This window comes from Leifsonia sp. Ger2509 (assembly GCF_055231915.1).
Genome location: NZ_JBUYVB010000003.1, coordinates 1,135,595 through 1,157,169 on the forward strand (window position 1 = coordinate 1,135,595; position 21,575 = coordinate 1,157,169).

General features: G+C 67.9%; 20 protein-coding genes. 8 read left to right on the plus strand and 12 right to left on the minus strand.

Going from position 1 to position 21,575, the window contains the following annotated elements; all coding sequences use genetic code 11:
- Positions 1-46: 46 nt before the first annotated feature.
- Positions 47-1,774: a cell wall-binding repeat-containing protein gene (locus tag ACV7NN_RS05735; protein WP_463348615.1), complete on the minus strand. Its 1,728-nt coding sequence runs from the start codon at positions 1,772-1,774 to the stop codon at positions 47-49.
- A gap of 115 nt (positions 1,775-1,889) precedes the next feature.
- Here ACV7NN_RS05735 and rfbB point away from each other — a divergent pair, with 115 nt between their 5' ends.
- The 3 genes from rfbB to ACV7NN_RS05750 are packed head-to-tail and all read left to right on the plus strand — an operon-like array spanning position 1,890 to position 4,884.
- Positions 1,890-2,879 carry a dTDP-glucose 4,6-dehydratase gene (rfbB, locus tag ACV7NN_RS05740; RefSeq protein WP_463348616.1) on the plus strand — a complete coding sequence of 330 codons (990 nt, stop codon included), beginning with the start codon at positions 1,890-1,892 and terminating at the stop codon, positions 2,877-2,879.
- 3 nt (positions 2,880-2,882) lie between these two features.
- Positions 2,883-3,773: a dTDP-4-dehydrorhamnose reductase gene (rfbD, locus tag ACV7NN_RS05745; RefSeq protein WP_463348617.1), complete on the plus strand. Its 891-nt coding sequence runs from the start codon at positions 2,883-2,885 to the stop codon at positions 3,771-3,773.
- Complete coding sequence (locus ACV7NN_RS05750; protein ID WP_463348618.1) at positions 3,748-4,884, plus strand: glycosyltransferase family 4 protein; 1,137 nt, start codon at positions 3,748-3,750, stop codon at positions 4,882-4,884. Before rfbD ends, ACV7NN_RS05750 begins: the two co-directional genes overlap by 26 nt.
- Here ACV7NN_RS05750 and ACV7NN_RS05755 read toward each other — a convergent pair.
- From ACV7NN_RS05755 to ACV7NN_RS05770, 4 genes are all read right to left on the minus strand, one after another.
- Positions 4,832-6,082, minus strand: coding sequence for an acyltransferase family protein (locus ACV7NN_RS05755; RefSeq protein WP_463348619.1), 1,251 nt, complete (start codon positions 6,080-6,082; stop codon positions 4,832-4,834). The two genes, ACV7NN_RS05750 and ACV7NN_RS05755, sit on opposite strands and share 53 nt — an antisense overlap.
- An 88-nt stretch (positions 6,083-6,170) precedes the next feature.
- Positions 6,171-7,526, minus strand: coding sequence for an LCP family protein (locus ACV7NN_RS05760; protein ID WP_463348620.1), 1,356 nt, complete (start codon positions 7,524-7,526; stop codon positions 6,171-6,173).
- Positions 7,523-8,032, minus strand: coding sequence for a 5-(carboxyamino)imidazole ribonucleotide mutase (gene purE, locus ACV7NN_RS05765; protein ID WP_463348621.1), 510 nt, complete (start codon positions 8,030-8,032; stop codon positions 7,523-7,525). Before purE ends, ACV7NN_RS05760 begins: the two co-directional genes overlap by 4 nt.
- Before the next feature lie 81 nt (positions 8,033-8,113).
- On the minus strand, positions 8,114-9,253 hold the full coding sequence (locus tag ACV7NN_RS05770; RefSeq protein ID WP_463348622.1) for a 5-(carboxyamino)imidazole ribonucleotide synthase: 1,140 nt from the start codon (positions 9,251-9,253) through the stop codon (positions 8,114-8,116).
- Positions 9,254-9,410: 157 nt separating this feature from the next.
- Between ACV7NN_RS05770 and ACV7NN_RS05775 the strand changes: the two genes are divergently transcribed.
- Complete coding sequence (locus ACV7NN_RS05775) at positions 9,411-9,953, plus strand: GtrA family protein (RefSeq protein ID WP_463348623.1); 543 nt, start codon at positions 9,411-9,413, stop codon at positions 9,951-9,953.
- Here ACV7NN_RS05775 and ACV7NN_RS05780 read toward each other — a convergent pair.
- Positions 9,912-10,463 (minus strand): PH domain-containing protein, encoded by a 552-nt coding sequence (locus ACV7NN_RS05780; RefSeq protein ID WP_463348624.1) that lies wholly within the window; start codon positions 10,461-10,463, stop codon positions 9,912-9,914. The genes ACV7NN_RS05775 and ACV7NN_RS05780 overlap by 42 nt on opposite strands.
- Before the next feature lie 6 nt (positions 10,464-10,469).
- Complete coding sequence (locus ACV7NN_RS05785; RefSeq protein WP_463348625.1) at positions 10,470-11,261, minus strand: biotin--[acetyl-CoA-carboxylase] ligase; 792 nt, start codon at positions 11,259-11,261, stop codon at positions 10,470-10,472.
- Between the two features lie 87 nt (positions 11,262-11,348).
- Here ACV7NN_RS05785 and ACV7NN_RS05790 point away from each other — a divergent pair, with 87 nt between their 5' ends.
- Positions 11,349-12,956: an acyl-CoA carboxylase subunit beta gene (locus ACV7NN_RS05790; RefSeq protein ID WP_463348626.1), complete on the plus strand. Its 1,608-nt coding sequence runs from the start codon at positions 11,349-11,351 to the stop codon at positions 12,954-12,956.
- A gap of 25 nt (positions 12,957-12,981) precedes the next feature.
- Complete coding sequence (locus ACV7NN_RS05795; protein WP_463348627.1) at positions 12,982-13,206, plus strand: acyl-CoA carboxylase epsilon subunit; 225 nt, start codon at positions 12,982-12,984, stop codon at positions 13,204-13,206.
- 388 nt (positions 13,207-13,594) lie between these two features.
- Here ACV7NN_RS05795 and ACV7NN_RS05800 read toward each other — a convergent pair whose 3' ends face one another.
- Genes ACV7NN_RS05800 through ACV7NN_RS05815 form a run of 4 tightly spaced genes read right to left on the minus strand, consistent with a single transcriptional unit; the run spans position 13,595 to position 17,922 of the window.
- Entirely contained in the window at positions 13,595-14,620 is a 1,026-nt protein-coding gene (locus ACV7NN_RS05800; RefSeq protein ID WP_463348628.1) for a hypothetical protein, read from the minus strand.
- Positions 14,617-15,924 (minus strand): sensor histidine kinase, encoded by a 1,308-nt coding sequence (locus tag ACV7NN_RS05805; RefSeq protein WP_463348629.1) that lies wholly within the window; start codon positions 15,922-15,924, stop codon positions 14,617-14,619. Before ACV7NN_RS05805 ends, ACV7NN_RS05800 begins: the two co-directional genes overlap by 4 nt.
- Positions 15,911-16,570 (minus strand): response regulator transcription factor, encoded by a 660-nt coding sequence (locus tag ACV7NN_RS05810; protein ID WP_463348630.1) that lies wholly within the window; start codon positions 16,568-16,570, stop codon positions 15,911-15,913. The genes ACV7NN_RS05805 and ACV7NN_RS05810 overlap by 14 nt, the downstream gene beginning before the upstream one ends.
- 47 nt (positions 16,571-16,617) lie before the next feature.
- Positions 16,618-17,922, minus strand: coding sequence for a class I SAM-dependent RNA methyltransferase (locus ACV7NN_RS05815; protein ID WP_463351244.1), 1,305 nt, complete (start codon positions 17,920-17,922; stop codon positions 16,618-16,620).
- Positions 17,923-17,968: 46 nt separating this feature from the next.
- Between ACV7NN_RS05815 and ACV7NN_RS05820 the strand changes: the two genes are divergently transcribed.
- A complete protein-coding gene (locus ACV7NN_RS05820; protein WP_463348631.1) occupies positions 17,969-18,613 on the plus strand; it encodes a Maf family protein in 645 nt (214 codons plus the stop codon).
- A gap of 79 nt (positions 18,614-18,692) precedes the next feature.
- Positions 18,693-20,462 (plus strand): acetyl/propionyl/methylcrotonyl-CoA carboxylase subunit alpha, encoded by a 1,770-nt coding sequence (locus ACV7NN_RS05825; RefSeq protein WP_463348632.1) that lies wholly within the window; start codon positions 18,693-18,695, stop codon positions 20,460-20,462.
- Between the two features lie 127 nt (positions 20,463-20,589).
- Here the strand turns inward: ACV7NN_RS05825 and ACV7NN_RS05830 are convergent, their stop codons facing one another.
- Complete coding sequence (locus ACV7NN_RS05830; protein WP_463348633.1) at positions 20,590-21,006, minus strand: endonuclease domain-containing protein; 417 nt, start codon at positions 21,004-21,006, stop codon at positions 20,590-20,592.
- Positions 21,007-21,575 lie beyond the last annotated feature (569 nt).

The window sequence follows — 21,575 nt, forward strand, 5'->3', positions numbered from 1 at the left end:
CCCGGAGTCTACCAATCACGGTGGAGGCGCTCCGGATGCGGCCGCATCACGGGCAGACGGTGAGCTTCGTCACCCCGGCCCCGAGCACGGCGACTCCGCCGAGCACGGTGAATCGGGGTGTCGCGAGCGCGCTCTCCGCGGCACCGGGCGTCACGCATCCGGATCGCACCACGTACAGAGGGCTCTGCGCGGCCCCTGCTGCGGCGGCACCGCCCAGGGCATCGGGGAAGGTGGTCCCGTTCGCGAGATAGGTCTTCGCCGTCGCGCCCGGGAAGGCGTCGGCGTTCACCGCAGCGCTCGTCTGATACCGGTCGATGCCGCTCAGACGTGTCGTCGTGACGAACTGCTTGAGGCTGGTCTCGTAGGCGGAGGAGACGACGCCGGTGCCACCGACGATCTTCACCCGCGTTACGCCGAGCGACTGAAGGAGCGCCTTGGTCTTCGCATCGACAGCCTTCGCGGCACCGTTGACGAGGATGACCGGCGCACCGTGCGCACCGGCCGCTGCGCCCGCTGAGAGCGCATCGGGGAAGGCGAGCCCGGTCGCGAGGTAGGCGGTGGTGGTGGTGCCCCCGGGGAACGCGCTCGCGGCGATCACCCGGGAGGTGTCGTAGCGGTCGATCCCGGAGAGGCGTACGACGTCCGTTGCCAGCCCGGATGCGACATATGCCCTCAGCTGGGCCTGGACGGCCGCGGACACGGCTCCGGTGCCGCCCGCCACGTAGATCTTCTTCGGCTTGAGTCGCTTCAACTCGGTGACGACCCCGGCCGGGAGCGCCGCCGGCGCGGTAAGGAGCAGGGGACCCTTGCGGCCGGCGATCGCCGCCACCGGAGCTGCGCCGAGCGCATCCGGGAAATCGGCGCCGGATGCGATGTACACCGCATCGACGGGAGCAGTCGGATAGGCCGAGACGGAGACGCTGATCGCCGTCCCGTATCGGTCGGTGCCCGCGGAGCGGGTGACCGCCGGGACGCTGCCGACGGTCGGTGAGCCGAACCACTGGCTGTAGGTCCCCCAGAAGTTGCGGTTGCCGTAGGAGCTGCACTTGTCGCCGGTGCCGAAGAAGTTCGCCAGGGCCGCCGGATCGGGCTGGTACGGCGTGTAGTAGTAGAGCGCCGCGGTGGCGCGGTTCCAGATCGCGACCGGCGCCGAAGTGCTGCAGGCTGGCGAGTAGAGGATGTCGCTGACCTTGCCGACGGGATACCAGTCGAAAGAGGGCGAGTCGTACTGCTTGAACTGCCAGGCGGCACCCAGCACCTGCTTGAAGAACCCGGAGGACGTCGAATCGCATTCGGACGTGTCTGGGCAGAGCCACCCCGTCGCCTTGTCGTATTGCGTCTTCGACGGCCAGGTGTCGGTCACCAGGCCCTGCTCCTTCTGAAGGAGCACCAGAAGGACCTTCGGGTTGATCCCGCAGGCGGCGCCGACGTTCGCGATGATCTGGGCAGCAGTCTCGCTCGCCACGCCGGTGTAGCCGCACAGGTCGTGGCTCAGCCCCAGCGTCGACTGCTTGTAGCTCTTGAGGCAGGTGTAGCCGCTCCGGCAGGTGGGCACCCGGCCGTTCAGGAACGTCTGCACCTGGGCGGCGGTCATGTCCTTACCGTTGTAGAAGACCTTGTCGCTGATCAGGTTCCCGGCCGTGAAGTCAGCGGCGTGCACCGGGGTGTCCGCTTGTGCAGGCAGTGCACCGGCGAGCAGCGTCGCGATCATGGCCAGGACCACCGCCAGTCCTGAGAGTGCCCATCGTGTACGCCGTGCGCCTGAGATTCTCACCTCGTGATCGTACCCGGGGAAGATTGCGCAAGCGCAACATTCTTTCGCAAGAATGGCCCGAACGTACCCGGTAGAATCTCGGGGCACAACGATTCAAGGGCAGGTCACCGTTCGCATGAAGATTCTCGTCACCGGCGGCGCCGGTTTCATCGGCTCCAATTTCGTCCGGCGCACCCTGCAGGACGCCTATCCGGGGCTCGAGGGCGCCGAAGTCGTCGTCCTCGATGCACTCACGTACTCGGGCAACCTCGAGAATCTCGCCCCGGTCGCGGATTCGGCCCGCTACACCTTCATCAAGGGGGACATCCGCAACGGCGGCCTGCTCGACGAGCTGTTCCCGTCGGTCGACGCCGTCGTGCACTTCGCCGCCGAGTCCCACGTCGACCGCTCGGTGCGCGATGCCTCGATCTTCGTCGAGACCAACGTGCTCGGCACGCAGCAGCTGCTCGACGCAGCACTCCGCAACAACCTCGAGCGCTTCGTGCACGTGTCCACCGACGAGGTCTACGGCTCGATCGCCGAGGGCTCGTGGGCGGAGGATCGTCCGCTGGAGCCCAACTCGCCGTACTCGGCGAGCAAGGCCGGAAGCGACCTGCTCTCGCGCAGCTACTTCCGTACCCACGGCCTCAACGTCTCGATCACGCGCTGCTCGAACAACTACGGCCCGTACCACTTCCCCGAGAAGGTCATCCCGCTCTTCGTGACCAACCTGATCGACGACAAGCACGTCCCGCTTTACGGCGAGGGTCTCAACATCCGTGACTGGCTGCATGTCGACGACCACACCCGCGGCATCGCGATGGTCCTCGTGGGCGGCCGCGCGGGCGAGATCTACAACATCGGCGGCGGCACCGAGCTCACGAACAAGGAGCTCACGCAGCTGCTGCTCGACGCGACCGGCAAGGACTGGTCGTACGTCGACCGCGTCGCCGACCGTCTCGGCCACGACCTGCGCTACTCGGTCGACATCTCGAAGATCCGCTCCGAGCTCGGCTACGAGCCGCTCGTGCCGTTCCAGCAGGGTCTCGCCGACGTCGTGCAGTGGTACCGCGACAACCGCGCCTGGTGGGAGCCGCTGAAGGCCCGCGCGGCGCTGGACAACTGACCCATGCCCGCGATACGCACGGGCCGCTATCTCGTCACCGGGGCGGGAGGGATGCTGGGAGCCGACCTGCAGCGAATCCTCGCCGGCCGCGAGGTCACGGCCCTGACGCGCTCGCAGCTCGATGTCACCGACCTGGCCGCGGTCCGGGAGGCCGTGAGCGGTCACGACGTCATCATCAATGCAGCCGCATACACGAAGGTCGATGACGCCGAGTCCCACGAGGACGTGGCGTATGCCGTGAATGCGATCGGCCCGCAGAATCTCGCCATTGCTGCGGCCGAGACGGGCTCGAGGCTCGTCACGCTCTCCACCGACTACGTGTTCGACGGCACGGCGACCGTGCCGTACGCGGAGGATGCTCCCCGCGACCCCATCAACGCCTACGGGCGCACGAAGGCGGCCGGTGAGCAACTGGCGATCGCTGCGCATCCCGACGGCACCTTCGTCGTCCGCACGGCGTGGCTGTATGGTGCAGGAGGACCCAACTTCGCGCGGACGATGATCCGCCTCGCTGCGACCAACGAGACGGTCTCGGTCGTCGATGACCAGCTCGGGCAGCCCACGTGGACCGGCGACCTCGCCGAGCGGATCGTGACGATGCTCGACGCGGACGCCCCGGCCGGCGTCTACCACGGCACGAATTCCGGCGAGACGACCTGGTACGGCTTCGCGAAGGCCGTCTTCAGCGCCGCCGGATTGAACCCTGATAGGGTCACACCGACCGACAGTTCCCGATTCGTCCGGCCTGCACCTCGACCCTCGTTCTCGGTTCTCGGTCACGCGGCCTGGAACGCCATCGGACTCGAGCCGATGCGCGATTGGAACGAAGCGCTGGCGGATGCCGCCCGTCACGGAGTCTTGGAGCAGCATGACAACCCTGAGAGTGGTCGTTGACGAACTCGTCGCCGACTCTCCCGGTGGAATCGGCCGTTACGCAGAAGAACTGACCCGGCAGCTCATCGCGGTCGCCCCGGCGGACTGCGACGTCCAGGGGGTTGCGTCGGGCTTCCCGCAGCAGACCATGGACGACCTCGCGGCCCGTCTGCCGGGGATCGCAGGGATCACCCGGCTCCCCCTTCCGCATCGTGAGCTCTCGCTCGCCTGGCAGTCCGGCATCTCGCTGACCGGAGGGCGCGGCATGCTCCATTCGCCGAGCCTTTTCGCGCCGCTCGGCAAGCACGATCGCCTGAACGAAGGCGACCAGACCACCGTCACGATCCACGATGTCCTCCCCTGGAGCTCACCGGAGTCGATGAGCACTACCAGCGTGCTGTGGCACAAATCGATGGCGAAGCGGGCGAAGAAGCACGCGGACGCGATCGTCGTCCCCACCCATGCCGTCGCCCAGCAGCTCACTGAGTTCATCGATTTCGGAGACCGGGTGCGCGTCATCGGCGGAGCCCCCGCATCCACGCTCGAGCTTCCGGTCGATGCGGACGCGCGCGCTGCGCGCATGGAACTGCCCGAGTACTTCATCTTCACGATGGGCTCGATCGCTCCGCGCAAGGGCGTCGCGGATCTCATCAGGGCCATGGCACTTCCCGAGCTCCACGACCTCCCCCTGCTCATCGCCGGTCCCGACCGCTTCGGCGAAGGCAGCGCCACCGGCGTCGCCGCGGCAGCGGGCCTCCCCGAGGGCCGCGTCCGCATTCTCGGCCACCTCAGCGACGCGGACCTGGCCGTGGTCCTCGACCGTGCGACGATCTTCGTGTTCCCGAGCCGGGCCGAGGGTTTCGGCCTGCCGATCGTCGAGGCCTTCCATTTCGGCACGCCGGTCATCCACTCCGACGACCCGGCCATCCTCGAGGTGTCGGGGGGAGCGGGTCTCAGCGTCGAACGCGACGGAGCGGGGACCTACGCGGAACGCATCGCATCAGCGGTCGGCTCGGTGCTCGAGGACGGCGAACTGCGCGGGAGGCTGGCCGTGCATTCCTCGGATCGTGCGCGAGCATTCAGCTGGCGGGACTCCGCTGAGCGGCTGTGGCAGCTTCACGCCGATCTGTAGTGCCGTCGGCAGGGTCTGCGGCCGGTGCCTGCGAGCGGAACGCCGCGGCGTAGCGCGCTGACGCCCACGCCCCGACCGCCCGTGCCCACTGGTGGCTGCGCGCCTCGACCAGCCAGGTGAATCCCACGGCGACGAGGATGGAGATGGGGATTCCCACGAGCGCGACGACGTACAGCGGCTGACCGGCGAGCAGGTACGCGCTGAAGATCAGGATCGGCACGTGGACCAGGTAGAGGCTGAACGAGATACGCCCTGCGAAGGCGAAGGGTCGCGAGGACAGCAGCCCGGCGAACGGCTTCCACCCGATCGCGGCGACCACCAGCCCCGCAGCTGCGAGCGGTGCAAGCGCGCGAAGTGCCGGGGTCAGCTCGGGCCCGGTGCCCGCACCGAAGAGCCAGGGCGCGATGAGGAGTATCGCGGCTCCGATCGTGATGGCGAGCCAGATGAGGTGACGCACTGCGAAGCGGTTCACGTGACCGGCGAAGACGCGCACTGCACCCAGCCGCACTGCCAGGACGGCGCCGACGAAGAAGGCGGGGAAGAAGCTGAAGGCGCCGGATCCCGCGCGCACGCCCAGCCAGGTGACCACGACCGCCGCCGCCACGCCGGCGATCCACCATTTGCGCAGCGACAGCGCGAGGATGACGAACACCGGCAGGGCCAGCGAGAACAGGATCTCCCAGCGGAGCGACCACAGCGGGTTGTCGATGTGACCGTCGCCGCCGACGAGGTCCCAGGCCTTCACGACGTACTCCCACGTGAAGTTGGGTGTACTCGAGTTGGTCAGCCAGGTGCCCGACGGCTGCGTCGAGCGCTGCGGGATCGCGATCACGAACGCCGCAGCGACGACCACGGCCCCGACGACCGGGATCATCAGTCGCATCACGCGGCGCGGGTAGTACGCGATCCAGTCGAAGCCCGCTCGTTTGACCACCGGCAGCGTGACGACGAGGCCCGAGAGCACGAAGAAGACGATGACCGACTCCCAGCCGGCGGTTGCCAGCTTGAGCGGGGTGTAGCTCATCCACCAGAGAGGTGAGCCCGTCTGGACGTTCCCCTCTCCGGGCGACCCGGGGAAGTTCGCGTTCAGCAGCATCGTGTGGTGCAGCACCACGACGAGGGCGGCAAGCCCCCTGAGGCCGTCCAGCGCTCCGAGGCGGCTGCTTGTGATCTGAGTCTTGCTTTGTGTGCTCGACATAGACGACTCAGTGTACGAAGGCGGCCTTAAGACCCCCTGTGACCCTTTTGGGGGTCATCTGGGAATCGCGCTGAGGGGGTTGATTCCCTCAGGGAGCGGGGGTAGCAGTCTTCGGAGCGAGCGCCGCCTTCACCAATTGGTGGATCTGCGTGTAGTCCGGATTCTGCGGATCGATCGTCGGAGGCACGAGTTCTACCTGCTGAACAGGGAGTTTGCGGGTCTTCAGGCCGAGGTCCACGAAATAGCCCAGCATCGACTGCGGAATATCGGTCTTCATCACCTGGGTACCGGCTTTGGCGATGTCCTGGAACTTCGTCACCACGTTCACCGGGTTCATCTGCTTGAGAATCGCATCCTGCAACTGGCGCTGGCGTGCCATGCGGTCGTAGTCGCTGGTGCCGTGCCGCGACCGGGCGTACCACTGGGCGGTGTAACCGCTCATGTGCTGCTTGCCGGGTTCGATCCACGAGACCACGCCCTTCAGGTTCTCGTCGCCGCCGATCGGAAGCTTCTGCGTGACCGTGATGTCCACGCCGCCCAGTGCATCCACCAGATCGGCGAATCCCTGCATGTCGATCAGGACGTAGTACTGGATCGTGATGCCGAGCGCACCCTCGAGCGCATCCCGCATCGCTTCGATCCCCGGATCGCTGTTGTGCTTGGTCGCCGTCGGGTAGAGCTGCGGTTTGTACAGCGACACCTCGGTGTAGATCGAGTTCAGCTGGCAGACGTCGACATCGCAGTGGTCCTGGTAGCCGTAGCCGTCGGGATAGAGCGTGTGGAGCGGAGAAGACGCCGGGAAGGGAACCGGGTCGAGGTTTCGCGGCAGGCCGATCGTCACGGCCCGGCCCGTCGCCGCATCGACGCTCACCACCGACATGCTGTCCGGTCGCATCCCCTGACGGTCGGGACCGGCGTCGCCGCCGAGGAGCATGATGTTGTACCGTCCGTCGACGGGCGGCGCCGACGGACCGGCCGAGAAGATGTCACCCAGCGCGCCGCGCGCGGAGCCGGCGACGAACGCGCCGTAGCCCGCCGTGCCGGCGATGCCGACCAGCAGAACGACCGAGAATGCGGCGATCCATGCCCGGGCGCTCGGGGCGGTCTTCACCAGCCGCGCGAGCCGGAGGGTGTCGAGCGTGAGGATCACCCACAGCACGACGTAGGCGAACATCGCGAGCTGTGCGATCCAGAGACTCAGCGTCTGGGTGAAGAGCGTGTAGATCACGGTCGGCCAGAGCAGGTAGACCACGAGGGCCAGGATGAGCAGCGCCCACAGCGTCAGGGTCGCGACGATGCCGACGCGACCGAGACGACGGTTGCCGGCCAGGATCTGGGCCGATCCGGGCAGCAGCACGTTCAGCACGACGAGCCACCACGCCCGCTTGGTCATGACCTTCGCGGATGCGGCGTCCGGGTACCGGAGAGGGCTTGCTACGGTCATATTCTCGCTTTGAGGTCTGCGTTCTTCTGCTCGACCAGGGCCGCGAGCTCGTCGGCGTAGGTGGCGAGCTTCGCTGTGAGGGCGTCATCGGCGGTGGCGAGGATCTTGATGGCGATGAGGCCGGCGTTCTTCGCTCCTCCGATGGAGACGGTGGCGACCGGCACGCCGGCGGGCATCTGCACGATCGACAGGAGCGAGTCCAGCCCGTCGAGGCGCGAGAGCGGGACCGGCACACCGACGACAGGAAGCGTCGTCACCGACGCGAGCATCCCGGGCAGGTGGGCAGCTCCCCCGGCGCCGGCGATGATCACCTTGATCCCCCGGTCTGCCGCGCTCTTGCCGAAAGCGATCATCTTCTCCGGCGTGCGGTGGGCTGAGACGACCTCGACCTCGTGGTCGACGCCGAACTCCGCGAGCACTGCAGAGGCGTCCTGCATGACCGTCCAGTCCGAGTCGGACCCCATGACGACGGCGACACGAGGCCGAAGGGAATTGACGCTGGGCATGGGTTCCATGGTATTCGGGAGTCCTGAAAGAACCCGCTGCGAAACGCGCTGGCTCCGGATGGCGCCCGGCGATGCTGCGGATCAGCCCGTGAAGAACGCCGCCGCACTCCGCGCCTGGTAGGCGACCTCGTCGAGGTCGTCGCCGCACGCGGTGACGTGACCCACCTTGCGACCCGGTCGCGGTTCCTTGCCGTAGCCGTGGAACTTGACGAGGGGATGCGCGGACAGCGCGGCCGGGTAGCGCTCCTGGAGAGTGCCCTCGGCCGGTCCCCCGAGGATGTTCACCATGACCGACCACTCGTCGCGCCTGCCGGTCGCCCCGAGCGGAAGGTCGAGGACTGCGCGGAGGTGCTGCTCGAACTGGCTCGTGGTCGATCCTTCGATCGACCAGTGGCCGCTGTTGTGCGGCCGCATCGCCAGCTCATTGACGAGAAGCCTGCCGTCCGAGGTCTCGAAGAGCTCGACGGCCAGCACGCCGGTGACTCCGAGACCGGTCGCCACGGCGGTCGCGATGTCTGCGGCCAGGTCGGCGATCCGGCCGGCGGACTGGGGCGCAGGGGCGATCACCTCCGCGCAGACGCCGTCGCGCTGGATCGTCTCGACGACCGGCCAGACGGCCACCTCACCGGACGGACGCCTGGCGACCAGCTGTGCGAGCTCCCTCCGGAACAGGACGAGCTCTTCGACGAGCAGCGCGCCCCCTCGGCCGTCCTCGGCGAGCGCCACGAACCAGTCGTCGACACTGTGCGGTTCGGAGACGACGCGGACGCCCTTGCCGTCGTAACCGCCACGCGCGGTCTTCACGACAGCACGTCCGCCGTGCGCGTCGAGGAAGGCGCCGAGGTCGTCGGCGCTCTCGATGGCCGCCCACTCGGGGACGGGCAGCCCGAGCTCGGTCAGCCTGGCGCGCATATGGAGTTTGTCCTGCGCGACGAGCAGCGCATCCGGCCCCGGATGCACGGGGATCCCGCGCGCCACGAGCTCGCGCAGGATGGCCGTCGGGACGTGCTCGTGGTCGAAGGTCACCACATCCACTGTCTCCGCGAAAGCGATGACCGTGTCGAGGTCGCGGTAGTCGCCGACGCCGGTGGCAGCGAGCTCGGCCGACATCCCGGGCGCCTCCTCGAGGACCTTGATCGTGATCCCCAGTTCGATCGCGGGCGGGATCATCATCCTCGCAAGCTGTCCGCCGCCGATCACACCAACCGTGTCCCGAACCATTCGCCCGATCTCTCCTACTCGTTTTCGTCGTCCCCCGGCGCGGTTACGTCTCTGAGAACCCTCAGCGACGGGCTGGGAAACTCCCAGATACCCCTCCTGAATCTCGCGTAAGCTCGCCAGCGCATGTCTATCTTCGCCCATGAACAAGATCGAACGTATGCCTGAACAGCAAACCGAGGCTCCGACCGAAGCACCACGCGCCGCGCGGCTCTTTCCGCAGCTGGTGAAGTTCGGCGCGGTCGGTGCAGTCGGCTTCGTCGTCAACCTCGTCGTCTTCAACGGCCTGATGCTGACGGTCTTCCAAGGCGTGCACCACGGGACCATCTACGCGACGGTGATCGCGACGTTCCTTGCGATCGTGACGAACTGGATCGGCAACCGCTTCTGGGCCTTCTCCGGTCAGCGCCAGGCGAATACCGTGCGCGAGGGCATCGAGTTCTTCCTCGTCAGCCTCGCCGGCATGGGCATCCCTCTGCTCTGCGTGTGGGTCTCCCACTATGTTCTCGGCTTCACATCTCTCGTCGCCGACAACATCGCGATCAACGGCGTCGGACTCGCGCTCGGAATGCTCTTCCGGTTCGCGCTCTACCGCTGGTGGGTGTTCTCGCCCGACCGCGGCCGGTCCACGACCGGCACTGAGCTCGCTGCCTCGGCTGCGCTACCGGGTACCCCAGATGGCGGTCTGGTCGGGGACAGCTGATTCGTCCTGCTGGCGGCGCGTCGAGATGACGTTCTGCGAGTGCTCCATCAGGTCGTGGAGGGCACTCTGCACCAGGTCGGCCTTCGGCACGTCCTGCAGGACGACCGGCTTCTCCAGCCCGGAGTTGATCCGCACATCCCCTGAGCGGAATGCGCTCTGCAGCCAGCTGCGCCGCACACTGATGTCGTAACCGCGGCTGTGGAGCAGCTCCTGCCGCACCCGCACGAAGAACCCGTGCCTCAGGATGATGCGCCGCGTCGTGATCGTGTATCGCTTGCTGAGCCAGAACGCGAGCGGCAGCAGGAAGAGCAGGAGCACGATCGCGGCGGCGGAGCTGTAGAGCAGCACGTTCTCCCACACTTCGGTGAACTGGCCGCCGTAGTAGCCGAGGGCGCCGCAGGTCGCGATGAGCACGAGACTCGGCCAGAAGAGGGCCCGTGCATGCGGGCGCAGGCGCGCCACGATGCGTTCGGGAGGCGGTGCCGCCGCAGTCCCCGCCGTGTTGCTCATGAGCTATTAATACCGCAGGTGGGTCACATCGCCGGCGGCGACAGCCGAGATGCCGGCATTCGCGTCGACGAGCAGCCGTCCGTCTGCGTCGATGCCGGTCGCGGTCCCCGTGAGACGGTCGCCGGAGGGCAGCTCGACGCGGACGGAGCGGCCGACGGTGCCGCACGCCTCGGCGACGGCCTCCTGCAGGCCGCTGGCCGCCGCGTCTCCACGCTCGGCGACGAAGGGACGGTAGAGCGCGACGAGTTCGCGCAGATAGGACGCGAGCAGCCTGTCCGCATCCGTGTCGCTCGCCCCGGCGATCGCGAGCGAGGTCGCGGTCTCCACAGGGAGCTCGTCGGGCTCGAGGGTGAGGTTGAGTCCGGCCCCGATCACGATCCCGGACAGATCGGGGAGGAGCTCGGAAAGGATGCCGCAGACCTTGCGATCCCCCACGAGCACGTCGTTCGGCCACTTCAGGTCGACGCCGGACGGCACGACAGCGCGAAGGGCGCGGGTCATCGCGAGTCCCGCCAGCAGGGGGAACCATCCGAGGCTGTCCGCCGGCAGCGCCGCGCCGTCGGCCGTGCGCGGTCGGAGCAGGACGGAGACGGCCAGCGACTTGCCAGCGGGGGCCACCCAGCTGCGCCCCAGTCGCCCCCGGCCGTGGGTCTGGTTCCCGGTCGCGACGACGGACACGTCGGGCCAGTCCGACGACGCGGCCCCGGTCGCCCGGCGCACGAGCTCGTCGTTCGTGGACCCCGCCTCCGGCAGGATCTCGAGAACGGATGCTTCGGCGCGGCTGAGAGGGAACTCCATGGCTCAAGTCTGCTGCAGGTCGACCAGCGAAACCACCCGATCTTGTAGGTATTCCTCAACGGCATCGCCCATCCTCTGGCCGGTAGAGTGAACGGCGTGACCGACACCGAACCACGCGCCGACCTCTCTACCACGGCCGGCAAACTCGCCGACCTCAAGGACCGCTATCACGAAGCCGTGACCGCCAGCGGGCTCTCTGCGATCGAGAAGCAGCACGCCAAAGGCAAAATGACCGCCCGCGAGCGCATCGACCTGCTGCTCGACCAGGGCTCGTTCGTCGAGTTCGACGAGTTCGTCCGCCACCGCACCCACGCCTTCGGCATGGAGAACAAGCGGCCGTACGGCGATGCGGTGGTCACCGGCGTCGGCACCATCCACGGTCGCAACGTCGCTGTCTTCAGCCAGGACTTCACGATCTTCGGCGGCTCCCTCGGCGAGGTCGCCGGCGAGAAGATCATCAAGGTCATGGACCACGCCCTCAAGACCGGCGTGCCGATGATCGGCATCCTCGACTCCGGCGGCGCGCGCATCCAGGAGGGTGTGGTCGCCCTGGGCAAGTATGGCGAGATCTTCCGCCGCAACACCGCGGCGTCCGGTGTCATCCCCCAGATCTCCATCGTGATGGGACCCGCCGCCGGCGGCGCCGTGTACTCGCCCGCGCTCACCGACTTCGTCATCATGGTCGACAAGTCGAGCCACATGTTCGTCACCGGTCCGGACGTGATCAAGACCGTCACCGGCGAAGACGTCGGTTTCGAGGAGTTGGGCGGCGCGCTCACCCACAACAAGATCTCCGGCGTCAGCCACTACCTCGCAAGCGACGAGGAGGATGCGCTCGACTACGCACGGACGCTTCTCGGCTTCCTGCCAGACAACAACCTGGCCGAGCTCCCCGTGTACGAGTCGAGCGCGGAGCTCGAGGTGACCGATGCCGACCGCAAGCTGAACACGATCATCCCCGACTCCCCCAACCAGCCGTACGACGTCAAGTCGGTGATCGAGCACATCGTCGACGACGGCGACTTCCTCGAGATCCAGCCGCTCTTCGCGCCGAACATCGTGATCGGCTTCGCCCGTGTCGAAGGCCGTTCTGTCGGCATCGTGGCGAACCAGCCGAGCGCGATGGCCGGCACACTCAACATCGACGCGGGTGAGAAGGCCTCGCGCTTCGTGCGCTTCTGCGACGCGTTCTCCATCCCGATCCTGACCCTCGTCGATGTTCCCGGGTACCTGCCCGGCACCGACCAGGAGTGGACGGGCGTCATCCGTCGCGGCGCGAAGCTGCTCTACGCGTACGCCGAGGCGACCGTGCCGCTCGTCACGATCATCACGCGCAAGGCCTACGGGGGCGCGTACATCGTGATGGGCTCCAAGCAGCTCGGCGCCGACCTCAACTACGCCTGGCCGACTGCGGAGATCGCTGTCATGGGCGGCCAGGGTGCGGTCAACATCCTCTACCGCGGTGAGATCAAGCGCGCGGAGGAAGCGGGCGAGGATGTCGCAGCCGTTCGCACCAAGCTCGCCAACGAATACACCTACAACGTGGCCAGCCCGTTCCTGGCGGCCGAGCGCGGTGAGCTCGACGGCGTGATCGAGCCTGCGGCGACCCGCGTGGCCGTGATCAAGGCCCTCAGGGCGCTGCGCACGAAGCGCGCATCCATGCCGCCCAAGAAGCACGGGAACATCCCGCTGTGATCGCGGGCAGGAAGGGAGCCGGGCGATGAGCGATGGCGACGCCGGAACGGACCTTACGTTCGTGACGCGCACTGTCACGCCCGACGAGGTCGCTGCGGTGACGGCGGTGCTGACCGCCGCGATCGTCGAGCACGCCGCCGATCGTGCTGTGCGCTCGCGCAGAGGTCAGAGCGCGTGGGAGCGCAGCCAGCGCTCTCTCCGCGCCCCGCTCAGTCCCGGTTACGGCGCCTGGCGGAGTTTCGCCGGCTGACAGGACGCCGCGTCTGCCCCCGGCGCGTGTACCCCACATGCGCCCCGGTTTGGGACCCCCCTCTTGCGGGTCAAGCGTGATTCCGCGGACAATGACGCGAGGCGAAGAGTGAAGTGTCCCCCACCTGTCCCCCAAAATGACGACTTTGATACTTCTATGGAACAGGTCAATATTGTTATTGCTAGGTGTCTCTCCTCGTGAGTTACACCGCCAATCACTCGCCGACTAGGGTAAGCGGGCGAGTGTTTTGGGGGCGAGTCAGGGCGATATTCGGGTTGTCGCCCTGACTCGGGGTCTTCGAAAAAGGGCCGGCTGATCAGCCGGCCCTTTTTCATGCGCCTTGGACCTCATCCCCCCGGTTGGTCACGCCCTCCGAGCCGGCGGACGATCAGGCGTCGACGAACGGTCTCGGAATCTCCAGCCAGAGGTCCACTTCGTCGTCCGTCGCATCCGAGCCGAGCGCGTTGGCGTCGTCATCGGACATCCGCAGCCCCACGACCGTGACGGCGGTCTTGGATGAGCGCGGCACCGTGCGCACGATCAGCTTGTCCGTCGTCGTGCCACGGATGGCGTCCGCGAGCCGGCCGAGCACGACATCCAGAGCCGGCTCATCGAGATCGTCGATCCCGCCCTCATCCAGGAGGCTGACGACGACACCGCGACGGCGTGCATCCATCACCTGGCGGCGGACGTCGTCGTTGAGCAGCTTGCGACCACGGATCTCGTCGCGGATGGCGCCCTCGAGGTAGCGGCATTCCCTGCGCTCGGCCTCGGTCAGGTCACCGTTCCTTCGCACGATCTCCGCGAGCATGGGGGCCGCCACCCGGTAGGTCTGGCGCAGCCGCAGTTGCCGCTCCATGACGTGCGCCTCCTGCGCCGCCTGCCACTCGGTGGCCTCCCGCTCCGCGCGCGCGAACTGCAGCGCATCCCGGCCCGCTTTGGCCAGCGAACCGGAGATGACCACCGCGATCCCGACCCAGACGACGCTGCCGATCACGCCGAGGCCGGCGAGGGCCGGGAAGCCGGCCCAGATGACCGTCTGCACGGCGAGGAAGCCCACACCGATCCAGGCCGCCAGCTGCTGACGACGCACCGCCGTGATCGTCATCAGCGTTCCGACAGCGGCGACGTACCAGGTCGCGTAGCCGTTGTCCTTCGTCGGATCGAGCTGGCTGGTCACCAGGATCGGCACCGCGACACAGACGGCGAGGTCGAAGGCGGCCAGCCACACCGGCATGCGGGTCGGGCTCGTCGGCCACAGGCTGATGACCGTCGCGACGCCGTACAACACCATGGCTGTGATCGTCGGCCCGGCATTGTGCGGAATCGAGAGCGACGACAGCGCCAGGAACAGGTGGTAGGCCGAGAAGAGCGCGCCCAGGCCGAGGAACATCGCGCGGGGAAGAGTGATCACGAGGCGACCTCCGAACCGCCGCTTCCGGCGTCGATGGTGTCCTGCGCATCGCCGGCGGCATTCCGCGCATCGGCGTCGTCATCATCGGATGCGGGCCACATGATCGTCACCGTCGTCCCCTCACCCGGCCGGGAAGCGATGCGGGCGAGTCCGCCCACCTTCGACAGCCGCTCCCGGATCGAGACGCGGAGACCGAGACGTTCAGCGGGCACGTCGTTCTGGTCGAAACCGGCGCCTTCGTCGCGCACGGTGATCTGGACCGTCGCGAGAGGTCCGCCGCCCAGGATCTCGAGCGAACGCGGAACCCCCGGACCTCCGGCGTGCTGCATGCTGTTCACCATCGCCTGCACGGAGGCCGAGTACACCGCCTCTGCGACGTGGACCGGGACGGTGTGCACCTCGACATCGCGCACGTCGATGGTGAACGGCGACGAGAAGGCGGCCGCTGCGGCCACGATCCGGTCGCTGAGACGATCGAGCCCGACCAGCGACTGGTCTTCCGGATCGGCCGCCTCGGCGGCATGGAGATGGCCGATCGCGTCCGATGCCATGCGCGCGGCGAGCGCCTTGGCCTCCGGTGTCCGGGCACTCGCGGCCGACAGCAGTGTGGTCAGCACACTGTCGTGCACGATCGCGTCGACCTGCACGCGCTCGACCTCCGTTGCATGCTGCCGCACGGCGGTCGCATAGCGGGCGAGCGCCGCGCTCTGCGCCGCGTCGACGGCCGAGGCCGCCTGGCGGAGCATGGCGATGATCACGAGGATCACGCCTCCGAGGATGAGCGCGTACACCGAGTCGAGACCGGCGATCTCCGCTCCCACCCCACCACCGGAGGGGAGGGCGCGGATGATGCCGTAGGCGATCGGAGTGACGAACGTGTACGCCGTGGCCAGCCACAGCGGAAAAGCGACAGCGGCATAGGCTGTCGCGACCGTGCAGAGGAACCAGACCCACGGCTTCTGGCCGATCGCATTCGGGTCCACAGCCAGCAGCGGCCAGGTGACGACGCTGAGCAGGTAGACGACGGCCAGCGTGCCCATCGCGACCTTCACGAAGACCTGCGCGATGGCGAGGATCGGGATCACGGCGAGCAAGCCGAAGACGAGGACGACCCACACCATCCCCCATGGCTCCTTCAGTGCCGGAAGCTGGGCGATCGCGACCGGGAAGGTCTGCAGACCGAACACGAGGCCGAACGCCGAGACGCTGCGTCCCGCGATGCGCTCGAACCTCGCCCGGCTGATCGGGTTGCGCGGCTGATTCGCCGCCGGAAGCGAGCGCGCCGGCGAGCTAGTTGCGCTCATTGCCGGTGTCGGGGTCGAGCCCGGGGAGGATGCCGTCCTCGACCGCCCGTCGAAGCAGGTCGACCTTCGTCGGTGCGGGACGCCCCACCTCCACGTACTTCACGCGGATGCGGTCGAGGTACTCGCGCGCCGTCGAATTCGCGATGCCGAGCTGGGCGGCCACGGCCTTCAGAGGGAGCCCGGACGCGTAGAGGTGCAGCACATCGCGTTCGCGTCGCCCGAGCTGCGCCTTCGCGAAATCGCTGTCGGCGTCGATCGCCGTCGCCCACTCGAGGTTGTTGAGCACGTCACCGCTCGCGACCGTCGCGATCGCGGCCATCACGGTGGTGGTCGGGGAGGATTTCGGGATGACACCGGCCGCACCCGCGGCGAGCGCTTCGCGAACACTGGCGACCCGGTCCGCGATGCTGTGAACGAGCACGGCAGCGCCTGTCCCCTGCACCCGCTTCACGTTGTCGGTCACGCGAGAACCGTCGCCCAGCGAGAGGTCGAGCACGACCACTTCGCACTCCCGGTCGCCGAGTTCCGCGACGAACTCGTCGACGGTCGCGGCCGTGAGGACGACGTCGTAGCCGGCATCCTGACACGCTGCTTTCAAGCCGAGCCGCACGGACTCATGATCATCGACGATTGCCACCCTCACCATGATGTTCATCGTAGTGCGGTAACTCCGGGCCGCCCGGGACGGCGCGGTCACCGCGTCAACATCGCCACCGCTTCGACATGGTGTGTGTTCGGGAACAGGTCGAAGGCCCGCAAGGTTCCGAGCTCATAGCCGTGACCGGCGAAGGTGGCGAGGTCGCGTGCCAATGCGACGGGGTCGCAGGCGACGTAGACGATCTGCGCAGGCGAGAGGTCGGCGATCGCGTCGACGACGGCCCTGCCCGCGCCCGACCGGGGCGGATCGAGGATGACCGTCGCTGCCCGCAGCCGCGAGCGCTCAGCCGGGGACGCATCCGCCGCCAGTGTCGTGACGAAGCGCTCCACGCGCTCGGTGACCGCGCTCGCTCCGATCCACTCGGCGAGGTTCTCCGCAGCGTGGTCCGTGGCGGCCTCGTCCCCCTCGACCGAGGTGATCCGCACCGTGCTGCCGAAGCGGTCGCCGAGGGCAGCCGCCAGCAGCCCGACGCCGCCGTACAGGTCGAGGTTGGCAGCGCGCGGATCGAACAGCGCTTCGTCGACCGCGGACTGCACGGCCTCGGTGAGTGTCGCTGCCGCGAGCCGGTGCACCTGCCAGAATCCGCGGGCGTCGAGCTGGAACTCCCGGTCACCGACGATCTCGCGCACTGGCATCGGGCGATGGCGGGGGCGGACGATCCGCCGTCCGCGTTTCACGGGGGCGTCATTGACGAGGACATGGGCGAACCCACCGGCGGTGGCGACGACATCGATCGACTCCGCGCCGGCGAACCGTTGCCCGAACGGTGTCGCGTCGGCCACCCGCTCCGTCGCGAGTGGAAGATCGTCCACCTCGACGACCTGGTGCGAGCGGGCCGCGAAAGGTCCGAATGATCCGTCTGGGCCGACCTGCAGGCGCACCCGGGTCCGCCACCCGGAGCCGTCCGGCGTCTCGGGCTCGACGCCTGCGACCTCCGCACCCGCGGGCTCGACCGTGATGTCGCGCTCGATCTTCGCCATCCGTTCGAGCGCATCCGCGATGACGCGACGCTTCAGCTCGCGCTGGTGGTCGAGGCGGATGTGACCGAACTCGGCGCCCCCCGCGCGACTCGACGGCGGCCGCTCGACCGACGCCGCCTGCCACAGGTGGGGCTGCCTCTCCGGCGCGGCCTCGATCACCGACAGGGTCTCCGCACGCCAGAACCGGTCGTGGGTCGTATCGGTGATCCGAGCACGGATGCGCTCCCCCGGCATCGTGTCGGGAACGAACACGACGCGGCCGTCGTAACGGGCGACGAAGACTCCGCCGTGCGCGACGTTGGTAATCTCGAGTTCGACATCACCACCCCGGCCGGAGCGGTCATCGTGGTTGTGCGGCATCCGTCGAGCATCCCACACCCCAGCGCCACCGCGCACGAAGGAAGACATGCGCCTCTACCTCGCCTCAACCTCACCCGCACGGCTCGCGCTTCTGCGCGCTGCGGGCATAGAACCGGTCGTCGTTCCTTCGCAGGTCGACGAGCCCGCGGCCGTCGAGCGCGCGGAGGCCGTCAGCGGTCCGCTCGGAGCCTCGGCGATGGTTCAGCTCCTCGCGCAGGCGAAGGCCGAAGCGGTCGTGGGCTCGCTCGTCGACGGCGAACCGATCGACGGGTTCATCCTCGGCGGCGACTCGGCCTTCGAGATCGGCGGCTTCGTCTACGGCAAGCCGCACACGCCGGAGGTCGCCCGGGAGCGCTGGCACGCGCAGCGCGGCGACACCGGGCGCCTCCACTCCGGGCACTGGCTGATCGACCACCGCGGCGGACGGACGAACGCGGCCACCGGCGCGACCGCTGTGGCGACCGTGACGTTCGCCTCGGACATCACCGACGACGAGATCGACGCCTACATCGCCACCGGGGAGCCGCTCGAAGTCGCCGGATCGTTCACGGTCGACAGCCTCGGCGGCCCGTTCATCGCGCGGATCGACGGCGACCCGAGCACGGTCGTCGGCCTGTCCCTTGCGACCGTGCGGGAGCTCTTCGTGGAGCTGGGCGTGAGCTGGCCGAGCCTCTGGAACCGCGCTTTGTAGGCTTTCCGACCGACCGGAGCCCCATTTTTGTCTGGTTCGGCCAAAATAGGGATGCGCGAGGCGAATAGGCTAGAGAACTGTGCCACGCATAACCAAGGTCCTCATCGCCAACCGGGGCGAAATCGCCGTCCGGGTCATCCGCGCAGCGAAGGACAGCGGGATCGGCTCTGTCGCCGTCTACGCCGACCAGGATCGCGACGCTGTGCACGTGCGCCTCGCCGACGAGGCGTACGCACTCGACGGCACGACCAGCGCGGAGACCTACCTCGTCATCGACAAGCTGTTGTCGGTCGCTCGCCGCTCCGGGGCGGACGCCGTGCATCCCGGCTATGGGTTCCTCGCCGAGAACGCCGACTTCGCCCGCGCCGTGATCGGCGCAGGGCTGACCTGGATCGGGCCGTCCCCCGAAGCGATCGAACGCCTCGGCGACAAGGTGTCCGCCCGTCACGTCGCCGAGAAGGTCGGAGCGCCGCTCGCGCCCGGCACGCTCAATCCTGTTGCCGACGCGTCCGAGGTCCTCGACTTCGTCGATCAGCACGGTCTTCCTGTCGCGATCAAGGCCGCCTTCGGCGGTGGCGGACGCGGACTCAAAGTCGCACGAACCCGCGAAGAGGTCGCCGAGTTGTTCGAATCGGCCACCCGCGAAGCCGTCGCCGCCTTCGGGCGCGGAGAGTGCTTCGTCGAGAAATACCTCGACCAGCCCCGCCACGTCGAGACCCAGTGCCTCGCGGACGCCTACGGCAACGTCGTCGTCGTCTCCACCCGCGACTGCTCGCTGCAGCGCCGGCACCAGAAGCTCGTCGAGGAGGCACCCGCACCGTTCCTCACCGCAGCGCAGACCGAGGAGTTGTACCGCGCATCCAAGGCGATCCTCAAAGAGGTCGGCTACCTCGGCGCCGGCACCTGCGAATTCCTGATCGGAAAAGACGGGACCGTCTCGTTCCTCGAGGTGAACACCCGGCTCCAGGTCGAGCATCCGGTGTCCGAAGAGGTCACCGGCATCGACCTCGTCCGCGAGCAGTTCCGGCTCGCCGAAGGCGGAGTGCTCGACTACGACGACCCGATCGCCCGTGGCCACTCCTTCGAATTCCGCATCAACGGTGAGGACGCGGGCCGCGGATTCATCCCGTCGCCCGGACCCGTCCATGTCTTCAAGCCCGCCGGTGGACCCGGCGTGCGCGTCGACAGCGGCGTCCAGGCCGGCGACGTGATCTCCGGCTCGTTCGACTCGCTGCTCGCCAAGCTCATCGTGACCGGCGCCACCCGCGAGGATGCGCTCGAGCGCTCGCGTCGCGCACTCGACGAGTTCGAGGTCGCCGGGCTGCCGACCGTGCTCCCCTTCCATCGCGCGATCGTGCGGGACACGGCCTTCGCGCCGCAGGACGGCGAGCCGTTCTCCATCTACACCCGCTGGATCGAAACCGAGTTCCAGAACGAGATCGAGCCGTGGAGCGGTTCGATCGACGCGGGCGCTCCGCACCAGCAGCGTCACAGCGTGGTCGTCGAGGTGGAAGGAAAGCGCATCGAGGTGAGCCTGCCGGGCAAGCTTCTCGCCGGCGCCGGCGCTGCCGCAGACACGGCGAACACGCCTGCACCGCGCCGCCGTGGCGGGTCCCATGCGGTCGACACGGCCACCGGCGACTCGATCACGGCACCGATGCAGGCGACTGTCGTCAAGCTTGCCGTCGACAACGGCGACCAGGTCGTCAAGGGCGACCTCGTTCTCGTACTCGAGGCGATGAAGATGGAACAGCCGCTGACTGCGCACAAGGACGGCACCGTCTCGGGCATCAACACGACGGTCGGGGCGACGGTGTCGTCCGGCCACCTGCTGCTCAACATCAGCTGACGGCATCGCCGCAGGAATTCAGGAACACATGTGACCCATGTGACCGAAAGAGGCAGCTTATGGGTTCCCTACGCGGCGATTCGTCACATGCGCCACCCAGGTTCCTGAATTCCTGAACACGCGCCGGCTACCTGAGCTCGAGTGCCCGAATGATGGAGCCCTCGACCCAGGGCCAGTGGCGGAGCACATCGAGCGCCGTGAACCGGAGTCGGCGGTGACCTCCGAGGACGAACGCCACGTCCCGCCGGCGGTCCCGTGCGAAGCTCCTGGCCGACGAATGGAACGCGAAGCCATCGATCTCGACGAACAGGTCATCGTCGACGGCGATGTCGACCCGGCCCACGTCGGCTAGCCGGACCTGCTGACGGATCCGAAGACCACGCTTTTCGAGCCGCTGTCGTGCGATCGACTCGACCCCCGAATCCGATCCTGGCCGCGCCTGCGCCGCGATGAGACGGATCCGCGCGGGCTCGTCGCGAAAGATATGTGCGATCACGGTGGGATCGACGAGCCCCGTGCCGATTGCGGTGTCCAATGTCGCCACGGCTGTCTCCGCATCGCAGCACCGGACGACCCCGCGGAGGCAATCTTCGAGTGATACCCGCCAGCATTCCGGCGCGGGCGATATCGTCTGCCAATGGCGCTGCACCGGGACCTCGGCCGGCTCGGGCGACCCCAATCGTGAAGCGTTGCGCGCAAGCGCGATATGTACTCGGGGATCCTCCCCGGCCCAGAGTCCGTAGGTGGCAGCCGCACTCACGCACGCGAGCCTTCCCCCGATGGAGACAGCGATCCGCTGGGCGGAGGTCGCGTCGTCGGTCGCGTAATATCCCTGGCGAAGTCGGTGAAGGGCGCCTTCGCGAACGACTGCGGTGAGTGCGTGCGGGCTATGCCCGTCGGAACGAAGCTGTCGCGTCGTGGCGACGTTCCCACGGCGCGAAACATCTTCGCGAAGAGTCGTCACGCCGCCAGCCTGCGGGATACGCCGCGTCGCCGCCGCACGGTGAGGACAGACCTGCGTATAACGGGCTAATCGGGCCGAGTGTGAACGGATCGGTGGCACCGCTGGGCACGTCTGCGGCGCACCGCGGTCAGGAATTCAGGAATCCGTAT

Bases quoted from the DNA above. Each gene is read 5' to 3' on its own strand.
- ACV7NN_RS05760 (WP_463348620.1), bottom strand. From the start codon at position 7,526: ATGACCGTAGCAAGCCCTCTCCGGTACCCGGACGCCGCATCCGCGAAG.
- ACV7NN_RS05820 (WP_463348631.1), top strand. From the start codon at position 17,969: ATGCGCCTCTACCTCGCCTCAACCTCACCCGCACGGCTCGCGCTTCTG.
- ACV7NN_RS05805 (WP_463348629.1), bottom strand. From the start codon at position 15,924: ATGAGCGCAACTAGCTCGCCGGCGCGCTCGCTTCCGGCGGCGAATCAG.
- ACV7NN_RS05785 (WP_463348625.1), bottom strand. From the start codon at position 11,261: ATGGAGTTCCCTCTCAGCCGCGCCGAAGCATCCGTTCTCGAGATCCTG.
- rfbB (WP_463348616.1), top strand. From the start codon at position 1,890: ATGAAGATTCTCGTCACCGGCGGCGCCGGTTTCATCGGCTCCAATTTC.
- purE (WP_463348621.1), bottom strand. From the start codon at position 8,032: ATGCCCAGCGTCAATTCCCTTCGGCCTCGTGTCGCCGTCGTCATGGGG.
- ACV7NN_RS05780 (WP_463348624.1), bottom strand. From the start codon at position 10,463: ATGAGCAACACGGCGGGGACTGCGGCGGCACCGCCTCCCGAACGCATC.
- ACV7NN_RS05770 (WP_463348622.1), bottom strand. From the start codon at position 9,253: ATGGTTCGGGACACGGTTGGTGTGATCGGCGGCGGACAGCTTGCGAGG.
- ACV7NN_RS05810 (WP_463348630.1), bottom strand. From the start codon at position 16,570: ATGGTGAGGGTGGCAATCGTCGATGATCATGAGTCCGTGCGGCTCGGC.
- ACV7NN_RS05750 (WP_463348618.1), top strand. From the start codon at position 3,748: ATGACAACCCTGAGAGTGGTCGTTGACGAACTCGTCGCCGACTCTCCC.
- ACV7NN_RS05795 (WP_463348627.1), top strand. From the start codon at position 12,982: ATGAGCGATGGCGACGCCGGAACGGACCTTACGTTCGTGACGCGCACT.
- ACV7NN_RS05775 (WP_463348623.1), top strand. From the start codon at position 9,411: ATGCCTGAACAGCAAACCGAGGCTCCGACCGAAGCACCACGCGCCGCG.
- ACV7NN_RS05755 (WP_463348619.1), bottom strand. From the start codon at position 6,082: ATGTCGAGCACACAAAGCAAGACTCAGATCACAAGCAGCCGCCTCGGA.
- rfbD (WP_463348617.1), top strand. From the start codon at position 2,883: ATGCCCGCGATACGCACGGGCCGCTATCTCGTCACCGGGGCGGGAGGG.
- ACV7NN_RS05815 (WP_463351244.1), bottom strand. From the start codon at position 17,922: ATGCCGCACAACCACGATGACCGCTCCGGCCGGGGTGGTGATGTCGAA.